This window comes from Ktedonobacter sp. SOSP1-52 (genome assembly GCF_016587395.1).
On the sequence record NZ_BNJH01000003.1, the window covers coordinates 1,764,085 to 1,776,868 of the forward strand.

The following is a 12,784-nucleotide window of genomic DNA, read 5'->3' on the forward strand; positions in this document are numbered from 1 at the left end:
GAGAGGCAGAGGCGGATGCCCAGGTCTGCATCCTCGGTCAGGCAGTTCTCGTCCCAGCCGCCGAGGCGTTGCATCAGGTCGCGGCGTACGAAGACTGTATTGCCTCCCAGAGGGGTCATGCCAACGCTGGCGAAGAAGTGCAGCGAGGACTTAAACCAGAAGAAGTACTCCAGGACATTCAGAAAACAGAACCATTTGGTATTGTGATTCATAAGCTGCACGCCGCTCTGCACCACGTCGACCTGCTCATTTAAGTAGGTCGTATTAATGACCTGGAGGATATCGGGATGAGGCTCGTCCTCGGCATCAAAGATGGTCACGATATCGCCTTTGGAGACCTGCAAGGCCAGGTTCAGGCCATGCGGCTTATTGATGGGCTTGTCATTAAAGATGACCAACTGGACATTGGGGTCACGCAACTCATTAATTTTGGCGCGGGCCTCGGCAATGGTCCCGGTATCGTCCTCGCGGCAGATGGCCATGATCTGCACCAGTTTGCGGGGATAATTGAGATCATAGACCTTCTGAATAGTATCGCGATAGACCTCCTCCTCGTGGCGCGCCGGCAGGAGAATGGTAAAGGAGAGCTGGGGTTGACGATAGACCGTGGGCGCGCTATTGAGCAGGGCTTGCTCTGGCTCCTCCCAGATGAAGAGGCGCAGGCGAATATTAAAGATGGCCTGGAGCGTCATCAGCGCGATAATAAGCATATAAAGCGCCTCCAGGCATGTGATAAAAATAGTCCAGAGCATATACTACCTTCTATTTCTCCGCATGTATTTGGTGATTTGCCACATCATATTGGGAAATGACCAGATACATCGTATTCGAGAATTTCGTATTTAGCAGGTGATAGTGAGTGCCTCAGATTGCTGTCCACAAATGGTGTGGCGGATGCCTGGCGTGGGATCGTTGAATGTTGCCTGCGCGGGCGAGAATGTATAGGCCTCATTCGTACCATTGCGATGTAGGGTGAGGAGTACCAGGCTATGTCCCTTCAGCGTCACATCCTGGGCATGCCAGGCATTGAGTGGGAGGAGACCGCTATTGGGCCGCACATGGACAATTTCTGTATTCATTTCCTTGTTAATCAAGAGCATGCTTACCGTATTGTGGGCGTCATCCTGAGTCGCATATAGGCTCACACTGTCGTTCTCGCTAGAGGTGGCGATATAGTCTGCTTGCAGGTGCGCAAAAAGCTGCATGATACGCAGCATGACGGTCTGCTGTCCATCTCTAGCGGTAAAGAGAGGATAGGGGGCATCAACGCCCTGGGTAGAGAAGAAGGCCGCATATTCAACCTGTTGATTCATGAGCTTCCCCAGTGTATCGGCCCACCAGAGGGCGGCATAGTCAGGTGGAGGAACGTCGCCCTTCGGATTGGTATTCACCTCCGTCACAGCGACGGGGAGGTCACGTCCAAAGTCCTGGCGTATGCTCTGGCGCAGGGAAGAGATGAGATCATTCCACTCACCGGTGCTGTTTAAGAGCAGATTGGTGGCCTGGCTAGCGTTATCAAGTGGATAACGGTGAAACGAGACGCCATCGAGCAGGTGATATTTCGTGTTAGGATGGGACTGCTCATAGCGACTGACGATCTGAAGGAAGGTCTCCATCCAGAGGTTATGTGCACTATCGTAAGGGCCGAGTCCAGCACCATAGAACTGACTGATCTCAGGACCGAAGACCTTGATTGTGGGATCGTTCTGGTGCATCGCGATAGAATACTGAATAAAGGCCTGAGCGTACTCGGTAGCCGTAAAGGTTGCACCTGTATCTGGATTTTTCAGGCGATCCGGCTCATTGCCCACCGTCCAGTATTTAACAGGGTGATAGGGAGTGGTGGCTCTGGCACGTTGAATACTTTTTGGGTTATTCATATAGTCAACAAGCAAACCAGCTCTACTGGCACGTGTGGCAAGCGTGTCCTGTTGAGAAGGATTAGAAAGTTGGGACTGCATCAGACCATCGGCACCAGTTACCTGGAGGAGCTGGCTAAAATCATCGAGTTGAGAGGAAGAGAGTGTATGTTCCTCACCCCACTCTCCTCCTGGAAAGCGTAAGAGCCGTATCCTGGCAGAGCGTAACCCCGCCACAATACCCGCATCGTAACGCATAAAGCCGCTTCCCTGCTGGTCCTGTGAGTCACTACCCGCTTTAGGAAAGACATTGCTGCCAAAGAGATATGGACTAATTGGCAGGCTTTGATTCAGGTCTAGGTCGGACTCTTGCACATCGCCAATGCGCACAAGCAGGTGCATATTGGCACGCGTAATCGCCGAAGCCACTTGTACCAACCCTAAGATCAATACTACCAGCAGGAAGAGGGGGAGCAGATACCTTCGTTTCCCCACCCGTCGTAAGGTGCCCCTGGGAGCCTGAGGAGGCTGATTCCCTGGACTGGATGAGAAACTCTTTCCCTGCGAGGAAGAGATTGCAGCAGGTAACGGCGTCTCCGGCCCAGATAAGCGCGCGGACTCCCCCGTCGTCTGCTCATTGTGAGTAGACATCACGTGTCCAGGAACATACCCTGGAATATGCCTTGGAATATGTATATATGACACGCCCTCAAGCAAAGAGAGGCGATAGTTGAATGCATTCTCGTGAGAAGACATGGAATACCTCTTGAATAAGCTCTCAAACACGTTCAAAGCTCGCTAGCGCTTCGGTTTCCAGACCTGAACGGTATTATCTGCGCCGGAGGAGGCGATACGCCTCCCATCGGGCGACCAGGCAACGGAGTAGACACCACGCGAGTGCCCACGATAGGTGTAGAGTACCTGCTTACTGGAGGCATTCCAAAGTTGAACGGTCCCATCTTCACTACAGGAGGCGATCAGTTTGCCATCAGGTGACCAGGAGATCCCATGCACGGCATCATTATGCCCAGAGTATTTGACTTTCGTGACACCATCGACCCCCCGCCCAATCAATACGGTTCGATCACCACCACCAGAGGCGATAAGCTGACCATCAGGGGACCATGCAACGGCATAAATCTCCGCGGTATGGCCTCCATACTTGAAGATGGTCTGCCCTATCGCAAAGGCGTCGCTGGGAACGGTCGCCCAATCTTGTAGCGTGTCATCCCAGGAGCCTGAAGCGATGCTATGCCCATCGGGTGACCACGCGACAGTGAGCACGCCCGCGCTATGCTGTTGATAATTGAGGAACAGCCCACCACTAGCACTATTCCAGACTTGAACCGATTTATCCTCGCTCGCAGAAGCAATAAGCTGACCATCGGATGACCAGGAGAGCGCATTCACGATTCCAGAATGCCCCTGATAGGTAGAGAGATTCTCTCCATTGCCAGTGTCCCAGACCTGAACAGTATGGTCCTCGCTCGCTGAGGCTAAGCGTGTGCCATCGGGCGACCAGGCAACATTCGTCACCGCCCCTGTATGTCCTGTGTATGTCCGCTTGACTGCTCCAGCCCCTGCATCAAAGACCTGGATAAGCTGGTCATCGCTTGCCGAAGCGATCAGCTTCCCATCAGGGGACCAGGCAATAGAGTTCACACGAGCGGGATGGGCGCGATAGATCAACGTTCCATCACTTGTGATCTGAGGCTGTGTCGTGCGAGATGTCGTGTTCGTCGCGTTTATGCTATGGGAGACGTTTCCACTCTTACGCGTAATGAGATACCAGGTCCCGATAGCTCCGCCAGCCGCTGCCAGGCCAAGCAGACCCGTCATAAGCGCGCGCCGTGTAAGCGGCTCAGGCTCATCACGCCTGGCTGGCGAATACTCTACTGGAGGATCAATGGGAGCCAACTCTGTCGGTGTGAGTGGGAGCGCTCCATGAATGCTGTGAGTCTGGCTTGCCGCCGGTGGTGGTGTGGCAGGTAATGGCGGCACAGGTGAGAGCTGGGCAACGGAAGATACTGCTGATGAAGTAGTAGCACTAGTATGCGTTTGTGGCGAAGAAGATGTCGAGACTGGCTCAACAAGCGTCAGCGTGGGTGTCTCTGCGATCTGCTGCTGAGGCACCGGCCTGGCTTCAGCCTCTGAGGCAGAAATCTTCTTAGCTGTAACCTGGGTATATGCCTCTTCCAGAGCCTTTACAAAGGCTTGAAGTGAGGAATGGCGACGGGCAGGCTCCTTTGCCAGGGCACGCATAATGGCTTTCTCAGCCTGGCTGGCAATACCCGGCACTTTTAAGCGAAGCGCAGGCGGTTGAGTATGCACATGCTGATTGGCAACCTCCACATATGATCCCTGAAATGGCGGGTTGCCAGCAAGCCACTCATAGACGATCACCGCCAGGGAGTATTGATCACTCGCCGCACAGGGTTTACCCTGAATTTGCTCTGGCGCGGTATAGGGAATGGCATCAAGCGCTTGCTGGGCATTCTGTTGCCCGACACGTTTACGATTCTTGGTCAGGGCATCGAGGGCAAAATCATAGACCAGCACCTGATTATTGCGGTTGAGAAGAAGATTCTCTGGCCGGAGCTGCCTATGCAGATAACCCTTCTCATGAGCATATTGCAAAGCCTCGCCTATCTGTTTCAAGTACGTAAGGAACTTCGCGAGAGGCTGAATTTTCTCTTTGGGATAGACCTGGCGCAGGGTGATATGTGGCACGTACTCGACAACCAGGAAGGGCATACGATTCTCCAACCCGGCATCGCGTACCTGGAGGATATGCGGATGCGTCAACTTCTCCAGATGACGAGTCTGCTGAAGAAAGGCTTCTTTCAGCTCATCGGCCAGGGGCTGAGTATGCATATCAAGCACATACTGCTTTTTGTGATGAATATGTTGTCCTAAAAAGGTACCAGCAAAGCGCCCCTGATCAAGCTGGCCAAGCACCTGGTACTGCCCGATCTGTTGCCCTTTCTGATAACCTGGATTTTCTGCTTGCTCTTCTCTTTCCACCATGCAAAACTCCCACATCTATTTACGCTATTATTTTTGGCATAAGGATTATCACGCTTTGACGATTGATAAGTGTATAAAAGTGAGTAATGCTCTTATAAAGAGTATGTAGCTTGTGCTACACTCCCAATCTCTATTCGGGCAATTCATCATTTGAACGAATGATAATAGATTTTTTAGCATATGGCAATGTTTGTGCTCACTGAATACTAGTGGGCTATTTCACTAAAGAATGATACATTGGCAATAATAAATATATCGATTGTCAGTCGTGCTTGTTTGTTTGGTAAAGAAGAGCACTGTCTGTGCTACTATATAAAGCGGATGGCAATACTACTGGCATAGATAGCAAGGCAATCGGGAGGAGAGGCTGTAATGAGCGAACTACCACTGAAATTTGATCGGCAGGGATTGATTCCCGTGGTCATTCAAGACGATGCCACCAACGAGGTCCTGATGGTCGCGTTTATGAACGACAAAGCATTGGAGCGGACACGAGAGAGTGGCTACACACACTTCTATAGTCGCTCACGTAACACCATATGGCGCAAGGGCGAGCAATCGGGGCACACGCAACAGGTGCGAGGCATATTCGTCAATTGCGAAGAGAACAGCATTGTGATACGGGTAATCCAGCAAGGAGAGGCCGCGTGCCATGAGGGATACCGTAGTTGTTACTACCGGCGTCTTGAAGATGATAATAGCTATGTAACCATCGCCGAAAGGATTTTTGATCCCCAACAGGTCTATACACATGCAGTAGGTGTCAAGCAAGAACAGGCAAAGGACAAGGAGCATATTTCCATGGACATAAACCATCGAGTTTGACACTAAGCATGGTTGCTACTCTAAACACACCCAGTCCGAAATTGTTAGCGCAAGAACTCAAGGAACTTATCTACAAACTAGGCAAGGTTCTTGTCTAGGACTTTGTCTCTGCATATACCGAGGGGAGTACGGGTTGTCGTCATCCACCGTACTCCCCCTCTTTCTTTTTGTCTATATCACCAAATGAGATCCCGCTGCAAAACAGGATTATGAAGTCGATGAAGCTATTTCGCGTTTACGGTAGAGAGCCTGAGCAGGACCTTGTGCTTTTTTCGCGGTTACCTTAGAAACTTTGATTTTTTCGCGCTTACGTTGGAACGCACAGCCTGCCATATGAGCAGAAAAAGGTTTTGCGGATAAAGAAATCGCGTCACAATGCGTTTTGGGGCAGGAGGGCAATCCTATACCACCTCTATGCCGATAGAGGCATTCTCTGCCCTCTGAGAGCTTCAATTTGACGCTAGAGTAGAGATTTTTTGAATTACTGAATTTCTGGAAAGCTGTATTGCAGGAAGTTTGAAAATACAGCTTTCAGGACTACATGGGGTGGGATAGATTTAAGGTTGTTGTCATCAACCACAAAGTACATTTCTTTCAAGCGACAAGGGTCGTTTACGTTAGACTGAACGGCGCAGTATCAAGATTTTATTTGAGGAAGGCCCAGGATAACATCCTGGGCCTTCCTCTACTTATCTCTTGGCTAAATATTATGGATCTCCCGCACTTTTCGTGCTGAACGTACAACCCGTAATCGTAGATACAGTAGAGAGTAAAAGAGTCTTCTCATGTTAACCGATCCTTTCCGAGGTACTTCTTCTCATATATGCTTGATTTTGCATTTGCAGGTTTTTAAGTCCAGCACATTGTCAGCCGTGAAAATATGCTACTCATTACGGCCTGCGCACACACTGCTGAGGGAATATGCCCCTGTTGTGGAGAAACGACGAGCCATATCCATAGTTACTACACTCGTACTCCCCAGGATTTGCCAGTCAGTGAGTGGCCAGAGAGTCCAGCTCATGCTCCAAGTGCGTCGTTTTCGTTGCCCCAATGCGCAATGCTCCAGGCAAACATTTGCTGAACGCTTGCCAGAATTGCCTGTCTCGGCCCGGCAAACCAGGCGTTTAGGAACCATCCTGGAAAATATCGCTGTGGTTCTTAGCGGGCAAGCTGGCTCTCGTCTTGCCCATCAATTGGCCATGCCGGTCAGCGCTGACACCCTCTTACGACGTGCCAAAAAACCGGCCCTGGCTTCTCGACCCACCCCTCGATTTTTTGGTGTGGACGATTTTGCTTTTCGACGAGGACACACCTACGGGACGCTCTTGCTGGATGCGAGAAAGTCATCAGCCAGTCGACCTCCTTGAAGACCGCCATGCAGAGACGTCTGCTGAGTGGCTCAGGCAACATCCTGGAGTAGAAGTCATCAGCCGAGATCGTTCTAAGGACTATCAACGTGGAGCAACTGATGGGGCTCCACAAGCCCAACAGGTCATTGATCGGTGGCATCTTCTCAAAAATCTTCGCGAGGCGATTGAGCGCCTCCTTAGCCACACTGAGATATCAGAAGAGGGAAGCAAGCAGAACTCGCTTGCGATCTCCCCCCGCCAAAAACGAACAAGTGGCGAGCGAACCCATGCTGAAGCATCACGAAATCGACGGTTAGCGCTCTACAATGAAGTGGTTGCCTTATCGCGTGCAGGGGGAACCATTCAGGGGATTGCCAAGCAGCTTCAGATCAGTCGGCAGACAGTGCGCAAGTTCGTTCAAGCTCCTTGCTTTTCCAGAATTTCAGCAGGTGCCACCTACGAAGAGCGCCATTGATGCGTATCGTCCCTATCTGCAAGAGCGTTGGCAACAAGGATGTCGCACGAGCAGTCAACTCTGGAAGGAACTGCAAGCATGCAGGTTTACTGGAAGCCAGATGATGGTCTACCGCTGGGTCCAGTTGCAACATGATGAGGGGATTGTGGGAACCGATCAAGCTCAATCAAACACACAGAAGAGGGCCAAAAGATGGCTCCGCGCCATCTCGCCTGGTTGTTTCTTCATGCCCCTGAGCACCTGGAAAAGCAAGAGCAACAGATGCGAGAGCATCTGTTGCAGATTCCCAACCTGGCAAGAGCCTATCGATTCACCCAACACTTCGCCACCATGCTCAAGGAGCGCAACGTCCAACTCTTGGATGCATGGCTCTGTGAGTGTCAAACGAGCGGAATCAATGAATGAGAGACATTTGCTCAAGGATTGGAGAAAGAAGGCTCTGCTTTACATGCAGCATTCACGCTCCCGTACAGTATGGATCATGTTCCGTAGCGGGCTGGAGACGAAAGACGAGATCAAAGTGATCACCGTCTTTCACCTCGTGGGACTCCTCCTGGAACTCTACAAAGTTCATATGAGTTCGTGGGTATATCCAGAGGACGCATGGACAAAGGTGGGCGGTGTTCCACTCTATAGCGGCTTTATGTATGCCAGCGTTGCAAGCTATATCTGTCAGGCCTGGCATCGTCTGCATCTGGAGATGGTGCGCTGGCCATCGCCATACTGGATCGTTCCGTTGGGAGTGCTGATCTACCTGAACTTTTTTACGCACCACTTTATTCCTGACCTGCGCTGGCCGCTAGTTGTTCTCCTAGCGTGCGTTTTCTGGCGGACAGGCGTTCTCTATTCAGTCGATCACCAGTCCTATCGCATGCCGCTCATCGCAGCATTTTTTTTGATAGGCTTTTTTATCTGGATTGCGGAGAACATTGCAACCTTCTTCGGAGCATGGGCTTATCCTGACCAGGTACAGATATGGTGTATTGTCTCGCCTGAGAAGATTAGCTCGTGGTTCCTGCTTGTCATCATAAGCATCTTGATTGTGGCACAACTCAAAGGAGGGAGAAAGGGCAAACAGAAACGCGTGCGAAATGCAAGAGCCTACGGGTCTGCAACGAGATGTACCTCTGATTGAAGTGGCACTCGAACGTCCTTCATTGTCGTTGTGCTTCCTGTGAAGAAGTGACATTCCCCTCTATCGTCAACAGGCAAGTGCTGTAAGCCACTGCAAAGCGGAGAGTTTGCCTATTTCCGCTGGCAATATACTCATTTGTTTCCTGCCCAGCCAAAGTACGTGTAGAGCGGAGAGTTTGCCCACTTCCATTGGCAGAACGCTAAGGTGGTGGTGATTTGGAGTAAGTGATTGTAGAGCAGAGAGGTTACTCACTTCCGCTGGCAGCATAATAAGCTGATCGGTAGATAAACAAAGCTGTCGCAGCGACGAAAATTGCCATACTTCTGAGGGAACCTGTGCGAGTTCTAATCCACAAAGATGTAGCCCGATCAGCCGCCCCTACTTGTCATAGTTACATTGCTTTAGAACTGCTTCTTATCTATACTTACCATAGATAAATACGAAGGAAAGAAAAAGATGCAACCGTCGGATATCCCAAGCTTTCAAAATGAAGACGGCTTTGGGGAACAAAAAAGAATGAGAGGAGCGATGCCAAAGATAGCCCGCTTCACGCTTCTATGGTCAGCAGAACAGGACCTTTATCTGCTTTACGAACATGACCATCCTTTGCTTGAGGCCGATAGCGCCTCCTGGTTTACCTGGCTGACCACACATACCTCCTTCTCTTTTCGTGGAAGAAATGGTCATTTTAATCTGCTCAAAGAAGCGCGGAAAAAGAGCAGCGAAGCATACTGGTATGCCTATCAACGGCAAGGGAAATGTATCGCAAAGCGCTATGTGGGTCGCAGCATCGAATTATCTGTCACACGTCTAGAAGAGATCGGGAGAGCATTTCAGAAGATACAAATCCTTGAGACGAGTATCTGGCATGGACGAGAAGAGATGCTCAAAGAAGCCGTTGAGCAGAATCTGCGAGCACAGGACGCAGAACACGCAGCCGCCCTGATCGACTGCTATGTGACCAGGCGAGGCTTCGATGATATGCAGGATCTCTCCACGTTGCGGAACTGGCTGGAACAACTGCCCGATGACCTTCTCTCCCAGTACCCGCTGCTCTGTCTTCACTACGCGCAAGTACTCTCAGTGAGCGTTGAACCAGAACAGCCACCGGTTGGCATCCTTGAGCAGATAGAGACGCTGTTGCAGATGGCTGATTCGCGTTGGCGTGCTGAAGGGAATCTCCCTCGACTCGGAGAAGTCTACGCCTTTCGCGCTTACCTTGCGATGCGGCAGGGCATGCAAGAACAGGCTGTTGCCTATGCCAGTCAGGCGTTACGATGGCTATCATTCCTGGAGTCCCAGCATTGGCGCGGCGTTTGCCTCAACCTTCTGGGGTCAAGAGCCGTGTCGTGTGGGCAACTCACCCAGGCTACAGAACTCTTGCGAGAGGCTCTCACCATCTGGACAAACTTGCATCATTTACATGGTGCACGCAGTTGTCTGCTGCTGTTGGCAATGGTCTATGGTGAGCAAGGAGTGTTACAACACGCGGCAGCTTGTTATCGTCGCGTGATCCAGGAAGCCAGGGAGGTAGGAGATCGCGAGGATCTCATCCCGGCCTTGCTCGGACTGGCGCAAACCTTATGTATGTGGAGGGATGTGGAGATGGCGGAACAGGTCGCTCAGGAGGCATGGGACGCGAGCGAGCAGTGGCAAAATGAGGAATTGTTGCAGCGCTCAACGTCTATTCTGCTACAGATATGGTCTCTTGGGGAATCCAAATCCCTTGTCCGGCAGCGCCTCACCGCGCTACAGGCGCGCTTCTCCGCTCATCCAGAACGCTTTGCATCTCTCCAGCCGCTTTTACTACAAACTCTCGGGCTGGATCGAGAAGCTCCACAATACGCGATAACAAGACTTGAGCCCCTTTCGCGACAGGAACAACGCGTCTTACGTCTTCTCGTGGCTGAACTTTCCTATGCAGAGATTGCGCGCGAACTGGTTGTTTCGATCAATACCGTGAAAACGCAGGTGAGCAGCATTTATCGCAAACTTAACGCGCATAGCCGCCGAGAAGCGCGAGCTCTTGCTCAGGATCTCCGCCTTTTTTCAACAGAGAGCCACGAGAACGCCAAAAATCACGAGCGAAGGTGATGCGCTTTCACCCTTCCGCGCTCTATACTGCCCATCCAGACGGACGTATCACCTATGTTTGGAGGAAGTACAATGAGCGATAGTGCAACGAAACACGACGAGGATGTACCGGTCCTGATTGTTGGGGGAAGTGTGGTTGGTCTTTCAATGGCACTCTTTCTGGCATGGCACGGCATCTCTGCATTACTTGTTGAGCGACACACCACGACATCAATCCATGCGCGAGCGGGCGGCTTCAATGCGCGCACAATGGAGCTCTTTCGCCAGGTTGGCATCGAGTCTGCCATCTTTGCACAAGAAACGCCGCCAGAACACCTTGGCGAAATGGGTTTGCGCGTGGAAAGCTTGACGGGGAAGGTGCTCGACGCTACTGAGGCAACCGCGCACCAGCGGGCAAGCATCATTAATCCATTCGCGAGTCCCACGCGGACAGCGATGATCGGGCAGGATAAACTGGAGCCGATAGTGCGTATGCGGGCGACTGCCGCAGGCAGCGCTATCCGCTTTGGCACGGAACTGGTGCATTTTGAACAACAGGTGGGAGGCATTACTGCTCTGATCCGCAACCGAGCTACCGGGCAGGAGAGCCGTATCCATGCACACTACCTGGTGGCGGCAGACGGCAATAGAAGTGCTATCCGGCAACAGCTTGGCATTGGCTCCTATGGTTATGGCATACTTGGACAATGGGTTAGCATCCTGTTTCAAATGGATCTGAGCGAGGTGCTTCAGGGACGAAAGGTGACGCTCTGTTTTGTCAATAACGCCACAGTTGATGGCATACTTGGACAATCTGGAGCATCGAGAGACCGCTGGGCGCTGTTCGCCAATCTCAAACCTAGGCCCGGCGAACGTCTCGACGCACCATCAGAAGCATATTGCCTTGACCTCGTACGCGCGGCGATTGGCATCGCCGACCAGCCCGTGAAGATTGTGAGCACGCTTTCCTGGGAACTTGCTTCACGCGTTGCAGAACGCTATCAACAGAACCGTGTCTTTCTGGTCGGGGATGCAGCGCATGTGATGACGACGATGGGAGCATTTGGGGCCAATACCGGTATTGCAGATGCCCACAATCTAGCCTGGAAGATGGCACTCGTGCTCAAAAAACAGGCGCATGAGCATCTCCTGTCCACCTACGGTCAGGAGCGGCAACCCGCTGCGGATCTCGCTGTGAGTGTTTCCACCGGGTTATATGCCTATCGTCTGCCACACCATGAACAGAGAGAAGCCATCGCGCGGAGTGCTCAGGAGATGCTGATGCGTGTCCGCAAAAGCTCTAATGCGCCTCAACCAACTGCCTTCAGTGTGATATATGGCTATCGATATCGTTCCGCTGCCGTTTCTCATAAGAATGACGATGATGTGATTTTTGAAAATGAGCCGTCGGGACGCCCTGGAACGCGTGCTCCCCATGTCTGGTTACGCCACAATGGCGAGCAGATATCCATCCTTGATCTCTATGGACGCAATTTTGTCTTGCTGGCAGGGCCCAATGGACAGTGCTGGCTGGAGGTGTTTGCAAAGATGGCAAGCAGGTTGGGATTATCTATGGATTTGTACAGGATTGGGCACGATCAGCCATATAGCGATGGCGAGGGCAGCTTTCTTGCAAGCTATGGGATAAGCGACTCAGGTGCTGTGTTAGTCAGACCTGATGGCTTTATCGCCTGGCGTGCTCAAAACGCCGCGGCCCTACCAGCTGGGTCTGATGACATTTTTACTGGTCTATCACGGTTGCTCGGATACGTTCCCCACCACTAGAAGATATAATCCTTTTGCCATTGGGAGATCAGGCCAGCCACCTGAGAACTCCCCGTGCGAAAGCAACGGGAGCTCGAGTGGTTCGGCCCACGCTTCCCATTCTCTCCTCCAGTGGAGAAAAACCAACCCTTGTAGTAGTGCCTGTACAGACGTCAGAAATGTGTCTGGATAGCCGTAGAGTGCACGCTCATAAGACTAGAACAGCAGCCTATAGATCGCCGGCACATTATCTAGTATTACAACGAGACTTTGTGGG

9 protein-coding genes and 2 pseudogenes are annotated in these 12,784 nt (G+C 51.7%); 8 read left to right on the forward strand and 3 right to left on the reverse strand.

The features are described 5' to 3' along the window. Positions 1–44: 44 nt before the first annotated feature. From JMJ16_RS57385 to JMJ16_RS33005, 3 genes and pseudogenes are all read right to left on the reverse strand, one after another. Positions 45–752, reverse strand: a pseudogene (locus JMJ16_RS57385) (glycosyltransferase); the annotation flags it as partial. Positions 753–842: 90 nt separating this feature from the next. After that, positions 843–2,615, reverse strand: coding sequence for a hypothetical protein (locus JMJ16_RS33000; RefSeq protein ID WP_201388509.1), 1,773 nt, complete (start codon positions 2,613–2,615; stop codon positions 843–845). A gap of 42 nt (positions 2,616–2,657) precedes the next feature. Continuing rightward, positions 2,658–4,886 (reverse strand): serine/threonine-protein kinase, encoded by a 2,229-nt coding sequence (locus JMJ16_RS33005; RefSeq protein WP_201388511.1) that lies wholly within the window; start codon positions 4,884–4,886, stop codon positions 2,658–2,660. A gap of 372 nt (positions 4,887–5,258) precedes the next feature. Here JMJ16_RS33005 and hisI point away from each other — a divergent pair, with 372 nt between their 5' ends. The 8 genes and pseudogenes from hisI (at position 5,259) to JMJ16_RS33045 (ending at position 12,528) form a co-directional block, all read left to right on the forward strand. Then, complete coding sequence (gene hisI, locus JMJ16_RS33010; RefSeq protein WP_201388513.1) at positions 5,259–5,711, forward strand: phosphoribosyl-AMP cyclohydrolase; 453 nt, start codon at positions 5,259–5,261, stop codon at positions 5,709–5,711. Between the two features lie 880 nt (positions 5,712–6,591). Further along, the gene (locus tag JMJ16_RS57390; RefSeq protein ID WP_201388515.1) at positions 6,592–6,792 is read left to right on the forward strand and encodes a transposase family protein; all 201 of its coding nucleotides are present in this window, start codon (positions 6,592–6,594) and stop codon (positions 6,790–6,792) included. Then, positions 6,707–7,078: a hypothetical protein gene (locus JMJ16_RS33020; protein WP_236601773.1), complete on the forward strand. Its 372-nt coding sequence runs from the start codon at positions 6,707–6,709 to the stop codon at positions 7,076–7,078. Before JMJ16_RS57390 ends, JMJ16_RS33020 begins: the two co-directional genes overlap by 86 nt. Next, positions 7,044–7,535, forward strand: coding sequence for a transposase (locus JMJ16_RS33025; RefSeq protein ID WP_201388519.1), 492 nt, complete (start codon positions 7,044–7,046; stop codon positions 7,533–7,535). The genes JMJ16_RS33020 and JMJ16_RS33025 overlap by 35 nt, the downstream gene beginning before the upstream one ends. 165 nt (positions 7,536–7,700) lie before the next feature. Beyond that, on the forward strand, positions 7,701–7,940 hold the full coding sequence (locus tag JMJ16_RS33030) for a transposase (protein WP_255553272.1): 240 nt from the start codon (positions 7,701–7,703) through the stop codon (positions 7,938–7,940). A gap of 70 nt (positions 7,941–8,010) precedes the next feature. Then, positions 8,011–8,670: pseudogene (locus JMJ16_RS33035) on the forward strand (DUF817 domain-containing protein); the annotation flags it as partial. A gap of 528 nt (positions 8,671–9,198) precedes the next feature. Then, the gene (locus tag JMJ16_RS54770; protein WP_236601775.1) at positions 9,199–10,764 is read left to right on the forward strand and encodes a LuxR family transcriptional regulator; all 1,566 of its coding nucleotides are present in this window, start codon (positions 9,199–9,201) and stop codon (positions 10,762–10,764) included. A gap of 72 nt (positions 10,765–10,836) precedes the next feature. After that, positions 10,837–12,528: an FAD-dependent monooxygenase gene (locus tag JMJ16_RS33045; RefSeq protein ID WP_201388525.1), complete on the forward strand. Its 1,692-nt coding sequence runs from the start codon at positions 10,837–10,839 to the stop codon at positions 12,526–12,528. The last annotated feature ends 256 nt before the right edge of the window (positions 12,529–12,784 follow it).